The organism is Staphylococcus saprophyticus subsp. saprophyticus ATCC 15305 = NCTC 7292, from assembly GCF_000010125.1.
Classification (GTDB): domain Bacteria; phylum Bacillota; class Bacilli; order Staphylococcales; family Staphylococcaceae; genus Staphylococcus; species Staphylococcus saprophyticus.
This window is the reverse complement of the sequence record NC_007350.1, coordinates 2,491,876-2,516,575: the sequence shown is the minus strand read 5'-3', so window position 1 is coordinate 2,516,575 and position 24,700 is coordinate 2,491,876. Positions and strand designations below refer to the sequence as shown.

Sequence of the window (24,700 nt, the reverse complement as noted above, 5' to 3'; positions counted from 1 at the left end):
TTGATTGTAATATAATAAAGGAAGTGTATGATGTAACTCATATATTTTAAATCAGTCACTTAAATTGAGACTTGCTTTATAAAATAGATTTTGTTATATTGTAATAGTTGCTTGAATTATGACTAGAAATTAATAACAGTTAAATCAAGACTTGAAGCAGAAGCGTATATTAATTTATCTATTATAATAGTATAGAACCGAATAAAGATGGAGGTGTTTTTGCATGGTAAAACGTACTTATCAACCAAATAAACGTAAACATAGTAAAGTTCATGGTTTCAGAAAACGCATGAGCACAAAAAATGGTCGTAAAGTGTTGGCGCGTCGTCGTCGTAAAGGCCGTAAAGTATTATCAGCATAAGATCACTGACTCATCAGTGGTCTTTTTTTTGGTTTTAGTGAAGTAAAATTGCTAAAAATTACGTAGATTTCTACTATTAATTTATGATAACGAATGAATAGAACGAAACATAAGGTTCGTTGGTATATGTATTGAAAAGATATGATAAGTGAGTGATGCTTGGTGGAGAAAGCTTACCGAATAAAAAAAAATAGTGATTTCCAGTTTATTTATAAGAAAGGGAAATCAGTTGCAAATAGACAATTTGTAATATATACGCAACCTAATAAAGCGTTGAATCATTTTCGCTTAGGTATTAGTGTTTCTAAAAAGTTAGGTAATGCAGTCGTAAGAAATAGAATTAAACGTGCCATTCGCGAAAATTTTAAAATCCATAAAGAAGATATCTTACCAATGGATATTATTGTGATAGCGAGGCAACCAGCAAAAGATATGGACACATTACAAATACAAGCGAGTTTGGAACATGTACTCAAAATAGCAAAGGTATTTAATAAGCGTGTTTAAGTAGGGAAGGGGAAGAAGATGTTAGACAACTGTAAGTCTTACCTCATACAAACCGAAGACTAACTTTTGCGAAATGGTAAACAAGATACTCGCTTTTTAATAGGAAACTATTTACAATATTGTAATGATAAAAATGAAGTCGAAAAGGAGGCGAGATGGATGATGGATTTAGATACGATAACGAGTATATCAACACCAATGGGTGAAGGTGCAATTGGTATTGTACGTTTATCAGGTGTAGATGCTGTAGATATTGCAGATAAACTTTATAAAGGTAAAGAAAGACTTGAAGATGTAACGTCTCACACGATTAACTATGGTCATATTATTGATCCTGAATCGAACGAAGTGGTGGAAGAAGTTATGGTTTCCGTACTACGTGCACCAAAGACGTTCACACGTGAAGATATTGTCGAAATTAACTGTCATGGTGGTATTTTAACAATTAATAGAATACTAGAATTGACGATGACCTATGGAGCCCGTATGGCTGATCCAGGTGAATATACAAAGCGTGCTTTCTTAAATGGCAGAATAGACTTATCTCAAGCAGAAGCAGTGATGGATTTTATTCGTTCTAAAACCGATCGTGCGTCTAAAGTTGCAATGAATCAAATAGAAGGTCGTTTAAGTGATATGATAAAACGACAGCGACAATCCATTCTCGAAATCCTTGCTCAAGTCGAAGTGAACATAGATTACCCAGAATATGATGATGTCGAAGATGCGACTACAGAGGTATTATTAGGGAAATCAAATGAAATTAAAACAGAAATTAATAAATTACTCGATACTGGTACACAAGGGAAGATTATGAGAGAAGGGCTTTCTACGGTTATCGTAGGTAAGCCTAATGTCGGTAAATCATCGATGCTCAATAACCTCATTCAAGATAATAAAGCCATTGTGACTGAAGTGCCTGGTACTACAAGAGATACTTTAGAAGAATATGTTAATGTCCGTGGTGTACCATTAAGACTTGTCGATACAGCAGGTATACGTGATACAGAAGATATCGTCGAACGTATTGGTGTAGAGCGATCAAGAAAAGCTTTAGGCGAAGCGGATTTAATACTATTTGTACTTAATTATAATGAAAGATTAACAGATGAAGATCGTAAGTTGTATGAAGTGATTAAGAATGAAGATGCGATTGTTATTGTTAATAAGATGGATTTAGACAAGCATTTAGATCTTGATGAAGTCAAAGATATGATTGGCGATATGCCATTGATTCAGACATCGATGCTCAAACAAGAAGGCATTGATCAATTAGAAATTCAAATTAGAGATTTATTCTTTGGTGGCGATGTTCAAAACCAAGATATGACTTATGTTTCTAATTCAAGACATATTTCATTATTGAAACAAGCAAGAAATACCATTCAAGATGCAATAGATGCAGCAGAATCAGGTGTACCGATGGATATGGTACAAATCGACTTAACAAGAACATGGGAAATTTTAGGTGAGATTATCGGTGAATCTGCAAGTGATGAATTAATTGACCAGTTATTTAGTCAATTCTGTTTAGGAAAATAATAAGGAGGAAATAATAATGGCTCAAGAATATGATGTGATAGTAATAGGAGCCGGACATGCTGGTATTGAAGCTGGATTAGCTTCAGCACGTCGTGGTGCCAAAACGTTAATGTTGACGATTAACCTAGATAATATTGCTTTTATGCCGTGTAACCCATCAGTGGGTGGTCCAGCAAAAGGTATTGTCGTACGTGAAATCGATGCATTAGGTGGTCAAATGGCGAAAACCATTGATAAAACGCACATTCAAATGCGTATGTTAAATACTGGTAAAGGTCCAGCAGTAAGAGCGTTACGTGCTCAAGCAGATAAAGTCTTGTATCAACAAGAAATGAAAAAAGTAATTGAAGATGAAGCAAACCTTGATATCATGCAAGGTATGGTAGATGACCTCATTATTGAAGATGATGTCATTAAAGGTGTAAGAACAAATATCGGTACAGAATACTGGTCAGAGGCAGTTATTATTACAACAGGTACATTTTTACGCGGTGAAATCATTTTAGGTAACATGAAGTATTCAAGTGGTCCAAACCATCAATTACCTTCAATCTCTCTAGCTGATAACTTAAGAGGATTAGGTTTTGAAGTCGTTAGATTTAAAACAGGTACACCACCACGTGTAAATGCCAAAACGATTGATTATTCTAAAACGGAAATCCAACCTGGTGATGATGTTGGAAGAGCCTTCAGCTTTGAAACAACAGAATATATTTTAGATCAATTGCCATGTTGGTTAACTTATACAAATGGTGATACACACCAAGTGATTGATGATAACTTACATTTATCAGCAATGTATTCAGGTATGATCAAAGGTACTGGTCCAAGATATTGCCCATCCATTGAAGATAAATTTGTAAGATTCAATGACAAACCACGCCATCAACTATTCTTAGAACCAGAAGGTAGAAATACAAACGAAGTTTATGTCCAAGGTCTATCAACAAGTTTACCTGAACATGTGCAACGTCAAATGTTAGAAACGATTCCTGGTTTAGAAAAAGCAGATATGATGCGTGCAGGCTATGCCATCGAGTATGATGCGTTAGTTCCAACACAATTATGGCCAACACTTGAAACTAAAAAAATTAAAAACTTATACACTGCTGGCCAAATTAATGGGACATCAGGTTATGAAGAAGCGGCTGGACAAGGTATCATGGCTGGTATCAATGCAGCAGCACGTGTTCAAGGTAAGGATGAAGTTATCTTAAGTCGTTCAGATGCCTATATTGGTGTATTAATTGATGATTTAATTACTAAAGGTACAAACGAACCTTATCGTTTATTGACTTCTCGTGCTGAATACCGTCTATTATTAAGACATGACAACGCTGATTTACGTCTAACAGACTTAGGTTATGAATTAGGTATGATTTCAGAGGAACGCTATGCACGTTTTAATGAAAAACGCGCTATGATTAAAGCAGAACAAGAACGTCTAAATGGTATTCGTGTCAAACCAAACGACCGTGTGCAAGAGATTATTGAGGCTCAAGGCGGCTCTCGTTTGAAAGACGGTATCCTTGCTTTAGAATTATTACGTCGTCCTGAAATGACATACGATTTAATTCTAGAAATTTTAGATGAATCACATCAATTGCCTTCAGACGTTGAAGAACAAGTTGAAATTCAAACTAAATATGAAGGTTATATCAATAAATCCTTACAACAAGTTGAAAAAGTTAAACGTATGGAAGAGAAGAAAATTCCAGAAGATCTAGATTATAGTAAGGTAGATAGTTTAGCGACTGAAGCTCGTGAGAAATTAGCAGAAGTTAAACCACTCAATATTGCACAAGCTTCACGTATATCTGGTGTCAATCCAGCCGATATTTCAATTTTACTTGTATATCTTGAACAAGGTAAAATCCAAAGGGTGAATAACTAAGATGAGTGTAGCATGGTTAACACAGCAACTGAGTACACATGGAATAGAACTTTCAGATAAACAACAACAACAGTTTCAAACGTATTATCAAATGCTTGTTGAATGGAATGAAAAAATGAATTTAACAAGTATTACTGAAGAACATGAAGTATATTTGAAGCATTTTTATGATTCAATTGCGACAAGTTTTTATACGGATTTAACTAAAGAATTAACGATATGTGACGTGGGTGCTGGTGCTGGTTTTCCTAGCATTCCTTTGAAAATCATTTTTCCGAATTTGAAAGTTACAATTGTAGATTCACTGAATAAACGCATTCACTTTTTAAATCAATTAGCGGAAGCTTTAGAGTTAGACAATGTGAGTTTTGTACATGATCGTGCCGAAACTTATGGTAAGGGAGACTACAGGGCGTCTTACGATATCGTTACAGCACGTGCAGTTGCTAGACTTTCTGTATTAAGTGAGCTATGCTTGCCATTAGTTAAAAAAGGTGGTCACTTCATAGCACTGAAATCGTCTAAAGGTGAAGAAGAATTGGAAGAAGCACGTTTCGGTATTGGCGTATTAGGTGGTAAAGTACTTGATACAATTTCATATGAACTACCTGAAGATGCAGGTGAAAGACAGATGATTATCATAGACAAACGTAGTCAAACACCTAAGAAATATCCTAGAAAACCAGGAACACCAAATAAATCACCGTTACTTGAAAAATAGTAAAATTCAATACAATTAATTTAGAGGGAGCGCATAGTAAATGAAAAAACCTTTTTCTAAATTATTTGGTTTAAAGAACAAAGATGACATCGTTGGTTATATTGAAGAGGATTATAATAATAGCGTTGAATCTATTCATACGGAACGTATTGTGCCAAACCGTTATCAACCAAGACAAGTATTTGAGCCAAATAAGATTAAAGAACTCGCAGAATCTATAGAAGAACATGGTTTGTTACAACCGATTGTCGTACGTCCAATTGAAGAGGATATGTTTGAGATTATAGCAGGTGAACGTAGATTTAGAGCTTTACAGAGCCTAAGTAAAACGCACGCTGATGTAATTATTAGATATTTAGATGATGAGGAAACTGCTGTAGTCGCACTCATTGAAAATATTCAACGTGAAAATTTATCTGTTGTTGAAGAAGCCGAAGCTTATAAAAAGTTACTAGAAATCGGGGATACCACACAGAGCGAATTAGCTAAAAGTGTCGGTAAAAGTCAGAGCTTTATTGCTAATAAACTCCGTTTATTAAAATTGGCGCCTAAAGTATTGGAACGTTTACGTGAAAGTAAAATTACGGAACGCCATGCGCGCGCGATGCTCAGTTTATCAGAAGAAGATCAAGAAATATTAGTTGAAACAGTTATAAGTCAAAAATTAAATGTAAAACAAACAGAAGCACGCGTGAAACAAAAGATAGGCCCTGAAAAAGTAAAAGCACAAAGATTTGAATTTGAAAAAGATTTAACTGATGCGCGTGAAGCGGTTGGTAAAAGTTTAGATTCTATCGAAAAAAGTGGTATTAAATATGAGCATCAAGCCAAAGATTACGATGATTATTATGAAATTAAAATAAAATTATTTAAACATTAATAGTGATAGAGGTTTACCTATGATAAGACGAGGTAAGCCTCTATTTTTTGTACTAATATATATAATTAGGTATTAATTAAGGTTTAATAAAATCAAAAATACATATTTATAAAATTAGAATAAAAAACAAATGTAATATTGTGAAATTTTACCATTTATGGTTAAATTAAGAAAACGCTTTCAAGTTATCTAAGGGGGAATGGTAACATGATTACTTTTATTGTAGCTATTATTTTATTGGTGGTGGGTTATTTCACTTATGGAAAATACATAGACAAAATGTTTGGACCAAATAAAGAGCGACCCACACCAGCGTATGATCAAAGAGATGATGTTGATTATTTACCAATGAAGACGCGATCTAACTCGCTTATACAATTGTTAAATATCGCTGGTGTTGGACCTATATTTGGACCTATTATGGGAGCACTTTATGGACCCATAGCATTTATTTGGATTGTTGTAGGCTGTATCTTTGCAGGGGCAGTACATGATTATCTGACCGGTATGATTTCAATTAGAAATAAAGGGGCGCACTTACCAGAACTTGCAGGGAAATTTTTAGGTCAAGTGATGAAGCACTTTGTTAATATATTTTCTATTTTATTATTACTCTTAACAGGAACTGTATTTGTGACTAGTCCGGCACTTCTATTACATAATTTAATGGATGGACGCATTGCACTGGGTATTATTATTTTTGTTATATTTGTGTATTATACATTATCTACAATTTTACCTATAGATAAGATCATTGGTAGAATTTATCCAGTGTTTGGCGCATTATTATTAGTGAGTGCGGTAGGTATAGGTTTCCGTCTTATTCAAACAGGGGCACCTATTCCAGAACTAAATTTTAGTAATATGCATCCTGATGGGGCGCCAGTATTTCCATTACTATTCTTTACAATAACTTGTGGTGCATTGTCTGGATTTCATGCGACACAGACACCGATTATTTCTAGAACAACAAATAAAGAACAGAATGGTAGATTCATCTTTTACGGTATGATGATTGCGGAAGGTATCATAGCAATGATTTGGGCTGCAGCGGGTATGAGTTTATTTAATGGCTATAATGGTTTGAATGATGTCTTAGCACGTGGTGAAGCTGCATTAGTAGTGAGCCAGGCATCACATCTATTACTGGGCTCTGTATTCGGTACGATCGCCGTGTTAGGTGTTATCATTTTACCAATCACTAGCGGGGATACGTCTTTCAGAAGTGCTAGAATGATTATTGCAGATTATTTAAACTATGGTCAGCGAAATATTGTTAAACGTATTATTGTAGCAGTACCATTGTTCGTTATTAGCTTTGGTCTTACACAAGTTGATTTCACGATTCTATGGAGATATTTCTCTTGGGCAAATCAAACAACAGCGGTTGTTGCACTATGGGTAGGTGCGATGTATCTATTGATTGCGAAAAAGAATTTCTGGGTGGCAGCAATCCCAGCTGTGTTTATGACATGGAATATTTTTACTTATATTTTAAGTCAGAAAATTGGATTGGGTTTAGACCTCAATTTAAGTTATATCATAGCCTTTGTGCTAACGATTTTATGGGTAGCTTATTTCAGTTATCAATACAAAAAAATCACAGCAGGTGCTAAATTTGAATTGGATTATCAAATATCTTATAAGCAACAACAAACAACATAATATTATATTAAAGGATAGGAGCTTGCTAATATAACAAGTTTCCTATCCTTTGGTATGTCTAAAGGGCAGTCTTGATTCACTGTGACAACAGTATGTAAAAATTTTTAAGCATGGCAAAATGATGCAGATGTCAACGAACTTTGATAGTCTTATATTGAAAATCATCATAATCTCTACTTAAAGGAGCAGAACAATGAATTTAGGACATCAAATTAAATATTATCGGCAACGCGGTTATTTATCTCAAGAAAGTTTAGCTGAAAAATTATATGTTTCACGACAAACAATTTCTAATTGGGAGAATGATAAAAGCTATCCAGATATTCATAATTTATTGATGCTAAGTTCATTGTTTGATGTTTCTTTAGATGACTTAGTCAAAGGAGACGTGGAGATTATGGAGCGTAAGTTGAAAGAAAGCAGATTTAATCTATCGTCGCATTTAATGATATGGCCGATGTTGATAGCAGGAATATTAATTGGACCTGCGATGTATTACTGGGGAGCATTTGGTTTAATACTAGAAATATTATTATTAGGTACTGGTATTATTGCATCATTTAAGGTAGAGCGTTTTAAGAAATCATATCAAATACAAACCTATGATCGTATCGTAGCTTTTATGAATGGAAAGGATCCAAATGAAGTACATTCATCTAATTTAAGAAATTTAATTACTTCGATATATAGTTTCGTATTAGTCGTGGGTATTTTTATCGCAGTTGTATTAATTAGTATATATCTATTTAAGCCATAAGTATGATATAAAACATGTGGATGATAGTTCGATTTTTAAAAATTAGAAATTTCTCCTTGAGATTGACGTAACGTAAGGGTGTAACGTGTTATTTGTCAGGAGGTGAATTATGGAATATACCGTAAGTCAATTAGCTAAACTATCAGGTGTAAGTCCTCGCACATTGCGCTATTATGATCAAATTGGATTGCTTAAACCAGATAGAATCAATTCATCAGGATACCGGATATATGGCAAAGAACAAGTAGACATGCTACAACAAATTATATTCTATCGAGAGTTAGATGTAAGTATTGAAGAAATAAAAAACATCGTCCAACAACCTGGATTTGATCAAGTAACTGCTTTAGAAAATCATTCTGAAAATTTAAAACAAAAACGTGCACACCTCGACAAAATTATAGAAACCGTAGAAAAAACCATTGCGCATACGAAAGGAGAAATTGCTATGCAAGATAAAGAAAAATTTGAAGGATTGAAAGTACAAGCAATTCAAGAAAACGAACATGAATATGGTACTGAAATCAGAGAAAAATACGGTGACAAGACTGTAGATGAAAGTAACGCAAAATTTAAAGATATGACTGAAGCGGAATATAATGAATGGCGTAAATTAGAGAATGAAATTATTGAGTTATTACCCAAAGCATATCAAACCGGCGATCCATCATCTGAAGTTGCGCAAATGTTAGCTGCGAAACATAAAGCATGGTTAATGTATACGTGGTCTGATTATACTAAAGAAGCACATGCAGGTTTAGCTGAAATGTACGTGGCTGATGAACGATTTTCTAGATATTATGATAAATATGTAGAAGGTGGTGCTCAATTTTTAAGAGATGCCATAATCGCTTTTGTTAAGAAATAAAAACAGATAAGATAGCGGGACGTCTTAGGTAATGTCTTTCGAGCTAAAGATTATATATTAATTAAGAAGTTAGACAACACAACGTTGTTTAGCTTCTTTTTATTATTTGGGGATGGTAAAAGTAGGGAGTTAATCAATTTTAAGTTTATAGTTTTTGGTAGTAAAAGTGTTGGAAATGAGGCATTCTTTAATATGCTTCAACGTAGTTTAAGTAGGTACGCTGATACATTAGCAGGTGGTATAATAATAGAGTCGCCTTAACTTCCGGCGGGCGATATTTTCGGCGGAAGGAGGTGTTTAATATGCTTATGATCTTCGTTCACATCATTGCACCAGTCATTAGTGGCTGTGCAGTTGCGTATTTTACTTATTGGCTTAGTAGTAAACGCAATAAATAGAAGGCGACGTTAAGACGCATCAAAAAATCCCCTCACTACCGCAAATAGTGAGGGGATTGGTGCTTATATGCATATAACCTTCGTTAATTGAATTATAACATCATAGTGGGTAGGAATGCAAAATCGAAATTGTGAAATATAAATATTTAATATAAAGGGAATGGGATAGTAGAAATATATACTTAACTATTTAAGTGAAAGATTTTATATAACCTTTATAAGCGTAACAAAAACACATGCAATATTATGCATGTGTTTTGATTTTTTCAAAATATTAATTTATTTGCTTATAATTGTATAAAATAATAATATAATAGCTTTAATAGCAATGAAAGGTGTGATCATTAAATATGAATTATGAAAAATTTTTTCCAATATTGTATAAAAATTATGAAGATATACTTAATAATAAATTTTTATTTTTTATTGACTTTATACCTAAAAAAACGAATGTGTATGATATATCACCAATTAATAAGAAAAGAAACAAACCAATTTATACTAGTTATATCAATTCAATAAATAACTCTTCACTATTAACTAGTAGTGCTATTAATAAAGCAATTTTAAATACCAATAAATTCAATAATAACGTTATTAATCCTACCGTTTACAATACATCTGTGCTTAATGCAATAGGGTTACTTAATAAAAAAACAAATTCATTAATTTCTACCAATTATACTTATCCTATTAAAAATCCTTCACTATTAGCTAATAACGCTATTAATAAAGCGTATTCAAATACAACTAAATTCAATAATATAATTGGCAAAATCAATTTATACAATACATATAATTATTCGGTAACTGATAAAATTTTAAAAAGTTTAAATTATAATAAACCTTCTTATTTCAGTACCATCAAAAACTTTAATTATAAGATACCGTCATCTGTTTTTTACACTAACTTTAATAAAACTATTGATATTAACAAACTAATAGTTCCCAAAAATCATTTCGATTTACTTGGTAGAGTGGGATTCAAAGAGAACTTTACAGCAACTAGAATTAGAGGCCATAGTACATATTTAAAAAGAAAAGATAGTGATGAATATACTGACATAAATAGTATTTCTGACGCTTATGCTCTTTATGATGAAAATTTAGGATTTAGCGAAAAAGAACTTTTTGAATTTATTAGGTATATTCAAAATACTCCAATGCTTATTTTAAATCATAAAATTGGCAAGAAAATTTATGATGAAATCCAAAGTTTTAATATAGGTTTATTCGAAACTGCAGAAGAACTAACACTTTATAAAACCAGAACTAAAAAGGATAAATTTCCATTTTCATATGAGCAAATGAGTATTACACCTTATGATATTTCAAGAGGTGGACGCTTTGATTCTTATGGCCAATCTCTACTATATACTGCTAATCAAAAAGAAATTTCGTTATTAGAAGTGTATGACGAACATTCAAAGTATTACCATGTTCAGCAGTACTTATATAATAATAATTTGAAGCTAGCTGATTTTACTAAAATTGATAGTCATCTTTTAGATATATTACTAAGGCCTAAAACCTCAAATAACTATCAAGAATATATATTACCTAGGTTCATTGCGGAATGTATTAAATTTGGTGGTTATGGTGGTCTTGTTATTAGAAGTAGTAAATCATTAAAACACCGTAATGATTTAAATTTTAATTTATTTGATCACGCTACAAATGAGCTAAAAAGAGGTGAATATGAGGTTTTATCCAAGAAAGAAGTAGACTTTTTAATTCATAATTATAAATGAAGTTAAAAGATGTACACTATAGCTATGATAAGATTATCTCAAATATGAAATTTCTCTTATTGTTTACATAAATTATGATTAAAGGAATAGGAAATTTTATTTGTTAACAAGTAGTATTATAATAGTCTCACCTATTTATCATTCGTCAAATTGAATTTGGAGGAAGTGCTGTTCTCATTGGAAATCTTTGTGCACAATCATAAGTGTTTGTATTATTGCGTTATTTACGCATTGGTTACGTAAATATAAATAGGATACAATAACTACATCTACAAAAAACCTCACTATTGCGAGTAGTGAGGGGTTCGGTGCATCAAATGCAAATATCCTTGAAAATCTGACATGCGTCACAACCACGGATACTTAAATTTTGACCATTTATTTCTAAAATGCAGGGTCCCTTAAATAAACATTTTTGTTTGATTTTTATCTTGGTTCCATGAGTTAAACCTAATGCATGGAGACGCTGAAGCATGTGCTTGTTTCTAATTTTTAAATCAGTTACTGTGTAATTTTTTTCTAAAACGCCAGTCTTTAAATTCAACATATACATCACTCTTTCACAATAATAATCATTATCAATTATATAATTAGGTTTAGTGCAATAGAAGTGGTATAAATATTAAATTTATGAACATTTTGTTAAACTTTATTGCTGTATGCATACAACTATAGCGTGGATAATGATAGCAGAAAAAGGGTATAGAAAAATGAGCAAAGAGATTGTATTTATTTATATGTAATATTACACTATAGATACTATCGAAATATGAAACAATAGTGTTTTATCTTGAATATGTAATATGACTATACATAATGATTAACGGCAACTAGGTGATTTGATCTCAATCCAATAAGTAGCAGATGTGATAAAAATGAAGTTGATGTTTGTCAAATGCACATGAATGTTAGGAGGGATTCAAATGGCTATCCGTGAAAATAAACGTATTAAAGTAAAAAGAGTAAACGAAACACGTTCAAATGGTATTTCTGTCATGATTGAAGAAGGTGGATTGGGAGCCGATCAATACTATCAGATAGAAAAGCAAAATGCGAAGACCTCAGAAGAACATTTGCATCAATTTGAACATGAAGTCAGTGAGAAAAGCGACGTAGAATTGGTTGATTTATTAATTATTAATGCACAAGAAAGTACAAATCGTGAATATAATGAAGCATTAAAAGTAATACAGTTAGAAGTGTTACAACGCATGAAGCATTAAACGTATAACGTACTGTATGACCTGCTAGAATAGCATACCAATAAACTTTGGAATGAAGTAACGATACGCTAAAGTTTATTGGTATTTTTTTAATGTTAAAATAAATGCGTACGAAGTATAACCTACAAGCCTATTGTAAATTCAAAAAATTAGGGTGAACACAAGTATAATCCTCAAATCAAAACATTTATTAAAGTTGCTGATTTAGGAAGTTTTAATTAATTACGGAATGAATAGCATCTTTTTTCAAAGACAACTTAGAATTGAAAATAACGGAGAGGGACAAAAATCCAATTTTCTAATAGAGATTTTGTAGTCCTACCTACGCAATCAAGGCAAGGATGACTAGAATTGAAAAAAGCTTGATACAAGGGTATTTTCAATTCAGTCATCTACTGCTTAATTGAAAAAGAGCCTTAGACATCATTAAATGTCTAAGGCTCTTTTATGAGGGAAAATGAGTATACTATCCGTTGAACTCTAAAGGATTTGGTCCAATTCTACGATCTTGATTTAACGCATCGATGCGTGCGATTTGTGCTTGCGTTAATGAAAAATCAAATATATTTATATTTTCTTCGATTCTATGTGGTGTGACTGATTTAGGTATAGTCACCACACCATGCTCAATATTCCATCTGATAACGACTTGAGCTGGGGATTTTCCAATTTCATCAGCGATTGCAACGATTGTCTCATCTGTAAGAATTTCAGCATTCATTAAAGGAGACCAAGATTCCATTTGAATAGATTCAGAAGCAAGATAGTCCCTTAATGATTGTTGTATAAGGTATGGATGGAATTCCACTTGGTTGATGACCGGTTTAATAGAAGTATGTGCTTTTAAAGTTTCAAGGTGTTCAATATCAAAGTTACTGACACCAATGTTTTTGACTTTTCCACCATTATATAATGCTTCCATGCCTTCCCATGTTTCTATCATTAGCGACTGATCAGTACCTGGCCAATGAATAAGATAAAGGTCTAAGTAATCTAAGCCTAAAAGCTTTAATGAAGTTTCATAACCCACTTGAACGTTATCTTTACCGTAGTGGTCTAACCATAATTTTGATGTGATAAACAAATCTTCTCTTTGAATACCAGCTTCAAGGATGCCTTCTTGAATGCCCTGACCGACCATTTCTTCATTACCGTATACGAAAGCAGCATCAATACTACGGTAGCCACTAACAATTGCATGTTTAACAGCATCCTTTGCCGTATCATTATTTTCCACTCTAAAAACGCCTAAACCTAGTTGAGGCATCGTATGTCCATTATTAAATGTTGTATATTGCATCAAAAAACTCCTTTTTATCTAAATTCGTATTATGACGATAATTATTATTTTAAAGGGCATACTTTAAAAAAGTAAGTACGCACTTTAAAGTACCCGTGCAATAGATAATGCCAAGAAAATAAGTGATGTAAAAAAAGTCCCTGAATATAAGGTGGGTGATTAACGGATAACTTTGTAAAATATATGAAAATACAATAAAAGTTAATTCTTTCTTCAATAGCATATACATCAGATTCAAAAATCATTATACTTAAAAACATGTTTGTTTTAAAAATAGCAAGGAGAAGTAAAAAATGAATCTTATACAAAGCTTATTACGAAAAGAAGATGTATCTCGATATCAAAATAAAGATGCGCATCTAGAACGTACACTACGTGTAAAAGACTTTTTAGCGCTAGGTGTAGGGACAATTGTATCTACAGCGATTTTTACACTGCCTGGTGTTGTATCAGCAGATCATACGGGCCCATCTGTCAGCTTATCCTTTTTAGTGGCGGCGATTGTTGCTGCAATGGTCGCATTTGTCTATGCTGAAATGGCAACGGTAATGCCTTTTGCGGGTTCTGCATATACTTGGATTAGTATTTTATTTGGAGAGTTCTTTGGATGGATTGTTGGATGGGCATTAATTGCTGAATATCTGATTGCCGTATCTTTCGTTGCTTCAGGTTTTTCTGCTAATTTAAGAGGGCTGTTAGACCCTTTCCATATTTCATTACCGAATTCACTTTCTAACTCATTGGGTACGGATGGCGGTATCTTAGATTTGATAGCAGCAGTCGTCGTTGTTATTACTGCCTTGTTATTATCTCGTGGAACTTCTGAAACAGCACGTGTTCAAAATATATTAGTAGTACTTAAAGTACTCGCGATTTTTTTATTTATTATTGTAGGGGTATCAGTGATAGATCTTGGAAATTATGTTCCATTTATACCTGAATATAAAGAAACTGCAGCAGGTGCATTTGGAGGATGGCAAGGTATTTATGCTGGAAGTTCAGTCATCTTCGTAGCATATATTGGTTTTGATTCAATAGCAGCTAATTCTGGTGAAGCGATTAATCCACAGAAAACAATGCCAAGAGGTATACTGGGTTCGCTACTGATTGCCGTAACGCTCTTTATTGTTGTAGCTCTTGTGCTAGTCGGTATGTTTGACTATAGTTCATATAAAAATAATGCAGAGCCAGTTGGTTGGGCATTACGTACAAGTGGCTATGGTACGATTGCTGTCATTGTTCAAGCCATTTCAGTTATTGGTATGTTTACTGCCTTAATCGGTATGATGTTGGCTGGTTCTCGTTTATTATATTCATTTGGTCGGGATGGTATCCTTCCGTCTTGGCTTGGAAAATTAAACAATAAAAATCTTCCAAATCGTGCATTGATTGTACTTTCTATTGTTGCTGTAGTTATTGGTGCAGTCTTTCCGTTTGGTTTCCTTGCACAATTAATTTCTGCAGGTGCTTTGGTAGCATTTATGTTCGTTACGGTTGGTATCTATGCCTTACGTAAGAGAGAAGGAAAAGATTTGCCAATGCCAGCATTTAAACTACCATTTTATCCAATCATGCCAATCATTATCTTTGTGTGTGTATTCGCTGTATTTTGGGGCTTAAGTGGACAGGCTAAGCTCTATACATTGATTTGGTTTATCATTGGTATTGTGTATTATCTATTTTATCTAGTGAAAACGAATCGACAGCAAAAATAAGTAGTTCAAATAAAAATAAAATGATTCAATCGAGCAATAGCATCACAGTAATTAACATTGAAGTTGCTATTGGTAGTGTAAGTTGAGTGATATTATAACCTTTATCTATAAGGCCCCTCGTTAATTTAGTTTAGTAGTATTTATTAAATTATACGAAAGGGCCTTATTTTTTTAAAAGCATTGTGATATAAAATGACGTATAAATGGTATTTATGTCCGAGTTCATTGGCAATACTAAACACGATTTGAGCTAGGAAAACGTCTTCATATACATTTAATATATAAATAGATACAATTAATATAAATATATTAATAAAGGGTATTTTTGATGAATATCAAGCTTATTGTGACGGATATGGATGGAACTTTTTTAAATAGTAATAGTCAATTCAATAGTGAATCATTTCAATTATTGAAAGAACACTGTGCACAAGCACACATTCGTTTTGTGTTTTGTACTGGTAAACAATGTGAACGCGTTGAAAATATCGTTGGGGATTTAGCGCAAGATACATTTATCGTTGGAGATAGTGCTACTAGAACTAAATATAATGGATCGTTTATATACAATGCCACGATTGATCATCATAAAGGGCAAGAAATTATCCAAGCAATTAGTGAGATTGATTCGACGCAAACGATTTTAGGTTGTACGGCATCTAGTGCATATGTACTCAATCATATTTCTGAAGCAGAGAAAAGAATTGTACATGGCTCGTATCAAGAAGTGACCTATATTAATGATTTTTCAGAAGTTGAGGAAGATTTTTTGAAAATTTCAGTGCATGATCCTAAAGCAAATTGTAAAGCGACGGCACAGCAAATTAAGCACTATGAGTCAGACGTTTATATTATTGCATCTGATGAGGAATGGATTGATATTGCAGATTTAGGTGTTAATAAAGGGACGACGATACGTCGTATTCAAAATTTATTACAAATTAGTCCCGCGGAAACAATCGCATTTGGTGATGGTATGAATGATATTGATTTATTTAAAGCGGCTAAATATAAAGTAGCGATGGATAATGCATACCCAGAGTTGAAAGCAGAAGCGAATTTAATCGCCAAAAATAATGATGAAGATGGTGTCATTCAAACACTTAATCTTTTACTTGGTTTTAAATAATTAATCATAAAAAAAGTTTTTAATTTTATGAAAACGCTTTTTACAAAACCATGTTTGAACTTGGTAAAGCATCCATACTGCAAGAAAAGTTATATACCCTGATATATAGTCATTTAAGTGCGTATAAAAATGCGGATGACAAAATTGGCAATATGCCATTTGATTACTTTATGAGTTATGTATCAGGTGCCGGTATTTCCATACTGAAACACTGGGTCAAAGATGACAATAGAATAGATAAGCGTGAATTTGTTCATCATTTCTATAATATTGTGACCGTAGGGACGGTGGGTATTGTAAAGCAAGCCTTTTAAATGAAGTATGTGAGATATTTATCGTGAAATTGAATGACAAACATCTAATAGATATATAGGAGCAATCAATATGAACAAGATTACATTAACATTTTTTGAAAAAGTGACAGTTATCCTTACGCCGTTTCTTTTATCAGGTATTGCATACGCCATACTAGTGAATTTATTGTACATAAAGAAAATCCCAATCATTGGTGACAATATGCTATTTAATCTTATTGAGCGTTATTATAGTGATTGGCTTGTCGTTAGGTTTTCCGAGCTTTAATTTACCAATAGGGCTAAATATTAAGAAGACACAGAAGAATATCATCAATGCAACGATAATCATATAATACCAACCGAAGTATTCTGTAATCCAACCCGTAATGTTTGTCCCTATGGTATTGAACTGATTAGGGAAAATAGCACCTAATAATACAACGATAGCTGTAAGAATAAGACTATAAGTAAAAACAGAAGAAAGCTTTTTTCCGCTAAATTTTTGTTCATTAGATTCCAAAATAAACCCTCCTTATATTTTTAAACATTGTTAAGGATAAAAACTTATGCGAATGCTACAACTATATAAAATGTTTATAAAATCAACGATGTATAAAAAATAATTAATATTTTTGTAACGAAAATATTAAATAATATAATGTCGAAATCTAAGTTTTAAAAAAATAGAAATGCTGTAAATCATCAGCATTAATAAAGTAAATATGATGAGTCAACTAGACATGATGTGTTAAAACATTAATTTGAATTTATGTCTGCTCAAATCCCGTTATAAAGCCATAAAATAGTTAATCTTAATTTGTAAAATTTAAAATTTTTGCATAATTTTCAAAAATAATGGTATATTACATGTAAGGGCTTACATTTACATAAAAAGGAGCGATTTTTAAAGGGGAAAGCTTATAACAGATTGGATTAAATAAAGATAGGAGACACCTATATGAAAATTATTCCATTTTCAAAATTGACAAGCATCATTAATAAAGGTGATGTTATAGCTCTGGCAGCCTTATCAACGGCTAATTTACCAGCTGAGATACTCAAAACGTTAGTCGAATATAATGATGAAGATCAATCGTTTACAGATTTTACATTTATGTTAGCAAATGATATTAGTGATTATCGTGGCGATAGCTATGACTTAGATGCGTTTACAACAAGGGGTATGATTAAGCGATTAATCACAAGTATCATCACAGCGTCACCGGCAACAATCAATGCAATGCGCAATAACGAGATCGAAGCGTATTACTTACCTCAAGGCGTGATTACCACACATTACAGAAGTAAGACGCAAGAATCACCAGGTACCATATCTAAAATTGGCCTGAACACCAATGTAGATCCTAGGTATACAGGTGGTAAAGTCAATGAGCGCACGACCGAAGATTTAGTATCGTTGATTGAAATTAATCATCAGACATATTTACAGTATGACTTTCCAGACATAGATATTGCGCTATTAAGAGGTACATATGCGGACATGGATGGCAACATATACATGACACATGAAGCACATCTTGGTGAAGGATATAGCTTAGCATTAGCAACACATAATAATCGCGGAAAAGTGATTGTACAAGTTAAAGCAGTTGTTCAAAATGGTAACTTTAATCCCAATGATGTATTTATTCCAGGAAAACTGGTCGATTATGTTGTCGTAAACACGAATCCTAAACTGCATAGGCAAGTGATGCAAACGCAATATGATCCAGCACTATCAGGACATTATCAAATTACAGAAATGCGAGAACCATATATAGCATTAGGGACCCGTAAAGTGATTTTGAGACGTGCGGCTCAATTTTTATTAGAGGGTGACGTAATCAGTATTGGTTTTGGCATAAATAATGAATTATCTAATGTCTTATCGGAAGAACAAGTCAATCATTTAGTTCAGCCTAATATTGATACGGGCGTATTTGGTGGATTAATCAGTAGTCGAGAACACTTTGGTATGAATTACAACTTGAGTGCACGAATGAGACATGATATGACTTGGGATTTTATCTATAACAATGGCTTGGATGTTGCCTATTTAAGCTTTGCTGAAGTTGATCAGATGGGTAATGTCAATGTGTCTAAGTTTGGAGAAAAAATGAACGGCTGCGGAGGTTTTATAGATATTAGTCAGACAGTAAAGACAATTGTATTTTCAGGAGCGATGGTTGTTGGGGGTCAACTATCATACGAAAATAATAAAGTAACTGTAGAAGCGCAAGGACGCGCTACAAAATTTGTGGATAAAGTGGGTAGTATGGATTTCAATGCTGAAAATGCAATTAAATTTAATCAAGAGGTCTACTTCGTAACGGAACGTGCAGTATTTGAACTAACGCACAAGGGTTTAAAACTTATTGAGATTGCACCAGGTTTAGATTTAGAACAAGATATTTTAGCCAACATGGCTTTTAGACCGATTCTTTCTGATGATATCAAGCTAACACAGAGTGATATCTATCAAGCGCACTGGGGAGGATTGGCTCAAGCAATTAAGTCGGATTATCGTATTTAAATAAGGGGGAGAAAAATATGAACTACGACTGGATTAAAACAAGAGCAACGTTTGACGAACCAAAAGCAGCGGTCATTGATCCATTCAAAGGTACAGAATGGACATATCAAGATTTAAATATTAGAGCAGAGAACTTGGCGAATTATCTACAAGAACAAGGGGTTCAACGTGGTGATGTTGTTGGTATTTTTTCACCAAATGATGTTGCGTTATTAGACCTATTGTTTGCTTCATTCAAACTAGGCGCTGTGTATTTGCCCATTAATTGGCGATTAAAGACACAGGAAATTGAAAGCGTGATTGCTGATTCTGATGTGAAATTAATATTTTATTCAGCAAAGCATTTATCAAGTTTAGAAGGCATCGCAGATGAACTGATTCATATGGATATTGATTCTAAGACATATGATGATATCGTTGATCCAACCCATCATCGTCCTTTTACAACGGTTAGTGTTGAAGGTGATGATTTAGCATCTTTAATGTACACGAGTGGTACGACAGGATTACCAAAAGGCGTGATGTTCTCTTATGATTCATTTGTAAATAATCCAATTAACACAGCATTGACATACAAAGTATACGCATCCTATACAACCATTATTTCAACACCGATGTTTCATGTACTAGGATTTAATGACTTAACGATTCCATTATTAATGGCAGGTGGAACATTGGTATTACAACGGTACTTTAACGGTGAATCATTAAATGATTTAATGGCTCAATATCAACCGAATTTCTTAATTCAAATCCCAACGATGTACTACGCCATGTTGGTTGCTGACAACTTTGATTTAAAGAACTTTGCCAATATTGAATTCCTCATACAAGGGGGGGCAGCGCCTTTACCAACTGTACAGAAAAAATTTGTGAGCTTGGGAATTCCTATTATTACAGGTTATGGTTTAACAGAGGCACCACTTGTCAGCGTCAATACAGCAGCGAATAACGAACGTAAACCAGCGAGTATTGGGCAACCCGTGATGTTCACAGATACCCGTATCTTCGATGATAATTTTGAAGAAGTACAAGTTGGAGAAATTGGAGAACTGGGCGTTAGAGGTAATAATGTGACGCCAGGTTATTGGAATAAACCAGAAGAAACAGCCAAAGCATTTAGTGGTGAATTTTTCTTAACAGGAGATTTAGCCAAGATAGATGAAGATGGAGATGTTTATATAGTGGATCGCCGCAAAGAGATGATTATTACTGGCGGTGAAAATGTTCTCCCTTCCGAAGTTGAAAGGGTACTATCAGAACATCCACTTGTCGCTCAAGGTGTTGTGGTCGGTTATGATAGTCCGAAATACGGGGAGTCAGTTTCAGCAGCAGTTGTTTTAACAGAAGATGATCCAGATTTTGAACAGAAATTAGATGCACATATGCGAGAACATATTGCGGGTTATAAAATACCGAGATTGTATCTCAAATTAACACATATTCCATTAAACTCAACATCGAAACCAGATAAATTAGAAATTCAAAAATATATGAATGACAAAGCGCAAAAGCAAGACCAAAGTAAAGACGAATTAACATAACCCGTCGATTTGAAGCAGGATGTATTTAAAAGTTGGAAAAATTTTTAACTGTAAATGTAAGCGCAATCATAATAAATGGAGGTTTATATTATGCCAACAAAAGAAGAAGTAATCAAAGCATTATACCCAGAAGATATTTTAAGTATCGCAAAAGATTTAACGGAAGGAGAAGTGAAATTATTAAAACAACTTAACGATATGTTAGAAGAAAAATATCGTGATTCTGTTAATGAACATTGGTTAAATGCAACTGAGCCTGAAGACTATTTTGAGGAATTAGGAAAATTAAATTACTTCCAAAATCCATTGCTTTTTGAGGGACGTGAAGGTGAAAAAACGCCTAGCCAATTATTCCAATTCTTTATGTCGTATACAATAGCGAAATTTGATGTATCTCTAGCAACATTACTCGGTGTACACCAAGGACTCGGTCATAATTCATTTTGGTTTGGAGGCAGTAAAGAACAACAAGCTTACTATTTACCGAAATTACAATCACATGAATTACGTACCTGTTTCGCATTAACAGAACCCGAACATGGCTCTGATGTTGCTGGCGGTCTTGAAACCACTGCCAAACGAGATGGTGATAAATGGATTATCAATGGACAGAAGAAATGGATTGGCGGTGCCAATGTAGCAGATGTGATTCCAGTCTATGCAGTTGATGTAGAAACTGGCAAACCTAAAGGCTTTATTATCGAACCCAGTCAAGAAGGTGTCGAAATCGATGTGATTGAAAATAAAATTGCCTTACGTATCGTACCGAATACAAATATTCATTTGAACAACGTAGTCGTCAAAGAAGAACAACGTCTACAAAATATTAATAGCTTTAAAGATATTGCACGAGTACTTTACTCAACACGTGCAGGCGTTGCATACATGGCGACAGGCGCTATGGCAGGTGCGTTAAAAGCCACAACAGATTATGTAACGAAGCGTAAACAATTTGGTAAAGAAATTAGTAAATTCCAGTTAATTCAAGAGAAATTAGCCATGATGCAAGGAAATCTTGCACAAGCCATGGCAACATGTGCACAATTGGCGCGCATGCAGGCAAATGGAGAATATGATGAAGTGGCTACTTCTACAGCTAAGATGATGAATGCCTTACGTCTAAGAGAGTCTGTTGCGATGGGCAGAGGGGTTCATGGCGGAAATGGTATTCTAGCTGGTGAGTATGATATTGCCCGATTCTTTGCGGATGCAGAAGCTATCTACACATATGAAGGTACACATGAAATTAACGCACTTGTCATAGGCCGTGCATTGACAGGTGATTCCGCGTTTATCTAATAGATGAACGCATTGATATAACGCATTAATTCAGAACATTAAATTTGGAGGGTTTAGTATGACAATAAGAAAAGCAACGGTGTTAGGTGCAGGAACAATGGGGAGTCAAATTGCTGCGCTACTAGTCAACGCAGGATTAAAAGTAAAATTACTAGATATTGTGATTGACGAGAACGAACCAAATAAAATTTCAAAAAAAGCATATGAAATTATCACAAATCCTAAACGTCCACAATTATTCGATTTATCATTTGCCTCTAACCTGACGTACGGTAATTTTAATGAGGATTTAGCAGGGGAAGACGATGCAGATATCTATATTGAAGCAGTAAAAGAAGAAGTTGATATCAAACATCAAATTTGGAACAAAGTGAAAGACGTGGCTAAAGACGAAGCAATATTTGCCACGAATACGTCAGGTATTCCAATCGAATCAATTGCAGATGTCTTTGAAGATAGTGACAAAGAAAGATTTTTCGGAATGCATTTCTTTAATCCACCACGCATCATGAAATTAGTTGAAGTGATTCCTAATAGCAAGACTTCGAAATCGGTTGTCGATCGCGTGCAACGTTTTGCTGAAGACGTGTTAGGTAAAGGTGTTATCGTTGCTAACGATGTACCTGGATTTGTAGCGAACCGTGTTGGTACACAAACAATGAACGACATTATGTATCGCGCAGAAGTACAAGGATTTTCAATCACAGAAGTAGATGCACTGACAGGTCGCAGTATCGGGCGTCCAAAAATGGGAACTTATGGTTTATCAGATTTGGTAGGTCTTGATATCGCGATTGCAGTTATTAAAGGACTACAACAAATACCTGAAGAACAACCATTCTTCCATGATGTGAAACTATCCGAAAAACTTGCAGAAAAAGGTGCACTCGGCAATAAAACAAAACAAGGATTCTATAAAAAGGTAAACAAAAAGCGTTACGTCTTTGATTCTAAACAAAATGATTATGTTGAGCCACAGAAACCACATTTAGAAATATTAGGTCAATTCGGCAAAGATTTAGCTAAAAATTTAGATGTCATTTTTAATGCACAAGATGATGCTGGTGTGTTTTTATGGGAGACGCTAAGAAATAACTTCTATTATTCAGCAATTAATGTACCTAAAGCGGCAGAATCTTTCAAAGACATTGATAGAGCGCTTGTATGGGGCTTTAACTGGAAACAAGGTCCATTCCAATTATGGGATTTAATGGGTTTCGAACGTGTGAAAGCACGTATGAAAGAAGAGGTAGGACAGTTACCTGATTGGATAGAGCAACGCAATGAATCATTTTATGCAAAAGGTGAGACTATCGAGCGCATTACGCCCGTAGCGGAATATGTTGATCAAGAACTATGGGATAGATCAGATTCTAATCTGTCTGTAGCAAATAAAGATCAATTATTACTAAAACTACAAAGTAAGAATAATGTTATTTCAAATAGCTTCCTTGATGACTTACTTGAAGCTATCGATACATTAGAGCGTGAAGACTATAGTAGCATGGTGATTTACGCAGGTGGATTTAATTTCAGTGTCGGTGCAAACTTATTCCAAATGAAACAAGCACATGAAGAAGGACGCGTTGTAGAAGAAGTCGGTGCAGCCGTTGAGCAACTGCATCATGTCTTTGCAAGATTAAAATATGCGCTTAAACCGATTGTTACAGCTGTACAAGGTAAAGCGCTTGGTGGTGGCTGTGAACTTGTACTACATTCACCGATTGTTGTTGCTGCCAGTGAATCATATATTGGTCTAGTTGAGACAGGTGTCGGATTATTACCTGCAGGTGGCGGACTTGCAGAGTTATCAGATAGAATTCTTCGCACAAACCATAAAAATGATGACAAACAAAAATCAATTACTGATATACTCATGCAAATCGGCTTTGCCAAAGTATCAACTAACGCATATGAAGCGGTTAGATATGGTTATTTAAGAAATACAGATACAATTATTTTAAATACAGAAAAACGTGTCGAAGTTGCTTTAAACCGAGCGCGTTATGAATCGCAAACAAATTATATTCCAACACCAAAAGCACAGTATATTGCTTTAGGCAAAGACTTTAAAGCGCTGGCAGAAGGACAGTTGGATGCGCAGCGTATAGGTCATTTCATTAGTGACTATGATTACGAGATTACGTTGAAAGTGGCTGAAGTATTAGGCGGTGGAGATATTCCTCGTAACACATATATCAATCAAAGATATTTGCAAAAGCTTGAAAAAGAGAGATTTTTAGAATTGTTACAAAACAAAAAAACATATGACAGAATTTCTCATATCTTAGAAACTGGTAAACCACTACGCAACTAA

The 24,700-nt window shown here is 33.9% G+C and carries 21 protein-coding genes and 2 pseudogenes; 20 read left to right on the top strand and 3 right to left on the bottom strand.

What is annotated here, in order from left to right; translation table 11 throughout:
- The first annotated feature begins 223 nt into the window (after positions 1 to 223).
- From rpmH to SSP_RS13050, 12 genes are all read left to right on the top strand, one after another.
- Positions 224 to 361 carry a 50S ribosomal protein L34 gene (rpmH, locus tag SSP_RS12270; RefSeq protein ID WP_000240855.1) on the top strand — a complete coding sequence of 46 codons (138 nt, stop codon included), beginning with the start codon at positions 224 to 226 and terminating at the stop codon, positions 359 to 361.
- A 159-nt stretch (positions 362 to 520) separates the two neighbouring features.
- On the top strand, positions 521 to 868 hold the full coding sequence (gene rnpA / locus SSP_RS12265) for a ribonuclease P protein component (RefSeq protein WP_011304029.1): 348 nt from the start codon (positions 521 to 523) through the stop codon (positions 866 to 868).
- Positions 869 to 1,030: 162 nt separating this feature from the next.
- The gene (gene mnmE, locus SSP_RS12260) at positions 1,031 to 2,410 is read left to right on the top strand and encodes a tRNA uridine-5-carboxymethylaminomethyl(34) synthesis GTPase MnmE (protein WP_103301806.1); all 1,380 of its coding nucleotides are present in this window, start codon (positions 1,031 to 1,033) and stop codon (positions 2,408 to 2,410) included.
- A gap of 16 nt (positions 2,411 to 2,426) precedes the next feature.
- A complete protein-coding gene (gene mnmG, locus SSP_RS12255) occupies positions 2,427 to 4,304 on the top strand; it encodes a tRNA uridine-5-carboxymethylaminomethyl(34) synthesis enzyme MnmG (RefSeq protein WP_002481959.1) in 1,878 nt (625 codons plus the stop codon).
- A gap of 1 nt (position 4,305) precedes the next feature.
- Positions 4,306 to 5,025: a 16S rRNA (guanine(527)-N(7))-methyltransferase RsmG gene (rsmG, locus tag SSP_RS12250; protein ID WP_011304027.1), complete on the top strand. Its 720-nt coding sequence runs from the start codon at positions 4,306 to 4,308 to the stop codon at positions 5,023 to 5,025.
- A 40-nt stretch (positions 5,026 to 5,065) separates the two neighbouring features.
- Positions 5,066 to 5,905: a ParB/RepB/Spo0J family partition protein gene (locus tag SSP_RS12245; RefSeq protein ID WP_002481957.1), complete on the top strand. Its 840-nt coding sequence runs from the start codon at positions 5,066 to 5,068 to the stop codon at positions 5,903 to 5,905.
- 207 nt (positions 5,906 to 6,112) lie between these two features.
- The gene (locus SSP_RS12240; RefSeq protein ID WP_011304026.1) at positions 6,113 to 7,570 is read left to right on the top strand and encodes a carbon starvation CstA family protein; all 1,458 of its coding nucleotides are present in this window, start codon (positions 6,113 to 6,115) and stop codon (positions 7,568 to 7,570) included.
- A gap of 193 nt (positions 7,571 to 7,763) precedes the next feature.
- Positions 7,764 to 8,327, top strand: a complete 564-nt coding sequence (locus tag SSP_RS12235; RefSeq protein WP_011304025.1) for a helix-turn-helix transcriptional regulator — start codon at positions 7,764 to 7,766, stop codon at positions 8,325 to 8,327.
- A 109-nt stretch (positions 8,328 to 8,436) separates the two neighbouring features.
- Complete coding sequence (locus SSP_RS12230) at positions 8,437 to 9,195, top strand: MerR family transcriptional regulator (RefSeq protein WP_011304024.1); 759 nt, start codon at positions 8,437 to 8,439, stop codon at positions 9,193 to 9,195.
- Between the two features lie 302 nt (positions 9,196 to 9,497).
- A complete protein-coding gene (locus SSP_RS13055; protein WP_002441941.1) occupies positions 9,498 to 9,593 on the top strand; it encodes a type I toxin-antitoxin system Fst family toxin in 96 nt (31 codons plus the stop codon).
- 350 nt (positions 9,594 to 9,943) lie between these two features.
- Positions 9,944 to 11,344 (top strand): RES family NAD+ phosphorylase, encoded by a 1,401-nt coding sequence (locus SSP_RS12225; protein WP_011304023.1) that lies wholly within the window; start codon positions 9,944 to 9,946, stop codon positions 11,342 to 11,344.
- A gap of 187 nt (positions 11,345 to 11,531) precedes the next feature.
- Entirely contained in the window at positions 11,532 to 11,597 is a 66-nt protein-coding gene (locus tag SSP_RS13050) for a type I toxin-antitoxin system Fst family toxin (RefSeq protein WP_162009580.1), read from the top strand.
- A 60-nt stretch (positions 11,598 to 11,657) separates the two neighbouring features.
- Here SSP_RS13050 and SSP_RS12220 read toward each other — a convergent pair whose 3' ends face one another.
- Positions 11,658 to 11,891 carry a FeoA family protein gene (locus tag SSP_RS12220; RefSeq protein ID WP_011304022.1) on the bottom strand — a complete coding sequence of 78 codons (234 nt, stop codon included), beginning with the start codon at positions 11,889 to 11,891 and terminating at the stop codon, positions 11,658 to 11,660.
- Between the two features lie 376 nt (positions 11,892 to 12,267).
- Here SSP_RS12220 and SSP_RS12215 point away from each other — a divergent pair, with 376 nt between their 5' ends.
- The gene (locus SSP_RS12215) at positions 12,268 to 12,567 is read left to right on the top strand and encodes a hypothetical protein (protein ID WP_011304021.1); all 300 of its coding nucleotides are present in this window, start codon (positions 12,268 to 12,270) and stop codon (positions 12,565 to 12,567) included.
- Positions 12,568 to 13,033: 466 nt separating this feature from the next.
- Here SSP_RS12215 and SSP_RS12210 read toward each other — a convergent pair whose 3' ends face one another.
- Entirely contained in the window at positions 13,034 to 13,867 is an 834-nt protein-coding gene (locus SSP_RS12210) for an aldo/keto reductase (RefSeq protein ID WP_011304020.1), read from the bottom strand.
- Positions 13,868 to 14,160: 293 nt separating this feature from the next.
- On the opposite strand from SSP_RS12210, the gene SSP_RS12205 reads away from it, so the two are divergent.
- The 3 genes and pseudogenes from SSP_RS12205 to SSP_RS12195 all read left to right on the top strand — a co-directional run.
- On the top strand, positions 14,161 to 15,582 hold the full coding sequence (locus SSP_RS12205) for an APC family permease (protein WP_002484362.1): 1,422 nt from the start codon (positions 14,161 to 14,163) through the stop codon (positions 15,580 to 15,582).
- Between the two features lie 328 nt (positions 15,583 to 15,910).
- A complete protein-coding gene (locus SSP_RS12200) occupies positions 15,911 to 16,711 on the top strand; it encodes a Cof-type HAD-IIB family hydrolase (protein WP_041784855.1) in 801 nt (266 codons plus the stop codon).
- Positions 16,712 to 16,758: 47 nt separating this feature from the next.
- A pseudogene (locus SSP_RS12195) lies at positions 16,759 to 17,025 on the top strand (TetR-like C-terminal domain-containing protein); the annotation flags it as partial.
- 238 nt (positions 17,026 to 17,263) lie between these two features.
- Here the strand turns inward: SSP_RS12195 and SSP_RS12190 are convergent.
- Positions 17,264 to 17,530 (bottom strand): annotated as a pseudogene (locus tag SSP_RS12190) (BCCT family transporter); the annotation flags it as partial.
- A gap of 435 nt (positions 17,531 to 17,965) precedes the next feature.
- Between SSP_RS12190 and SSP_RS12185 the strand changes: the two are divergent.
- The 4 genes from SSP_RS12185 to SSP_RS12170 all read left to right on the top strand — a co-directional run bounded on the left by SSP_RS12185 (position 17,966) and on the right by SSP_RS12170 (position 24,700).
- On the top strand, positions 17,966 to 19,540 hold the full coding sequence (locus tag SSP_RS12185; RefSeq protein ID WP_011304015.1) for an acyl CoA:acetate/3-ketoacid CoA transferase: 1,575 nt from the start codon (positions 17,966 to 17,968) through the stop codon (positions 19,538 to 19,540).
- A 17-nt stretch (positions 19,541 to 19,557) separates the two neighbouring features.
- On the top strand, positions 19,558 to 21,084 hold the full coding sequence (locus SSP_RS12180) for a class I adenylate-forming enzyme family protein (RefSeq protein ID WP_011304014.1): 1,527 nt from the start codon (positions 19,558 to 19,560) through the stop codon (positions 21,082 to 21,084).
- Between the two features lie 90 nt (positions 21,085 to 21,174).
- Positions 21,175 to 22,383 carry an acyl-CoA dehydrogenase family protein gene (locus SSP_RS12175; RefSeq protein WP_011304013.1) on the top strand — a complete coding sequence of 403 codons (1,209 nt, stop codon included), beginning with the start codon at positions 21,175 to 21,177 and terminating at the stop codon, positions 22,381 to 22,383.
- A gap of 58 nt (positions 22,384 to 22,441) precedes the next feature.
- The gene (locus SSP_RS12170; RefSeq protein ID WP_011304012.1) at positions 22,442 to 24,700 is read left to right on the top strand and encodes a 3-hydroxyacyl-CoA dehydrogenase/enoyl-CoA hydratase family protein; all 2,259 of its coding nucleotides are present in this window, start codon (positions 22,442 to 22,444) and stop codon (positions 24,698 to 24,700) included.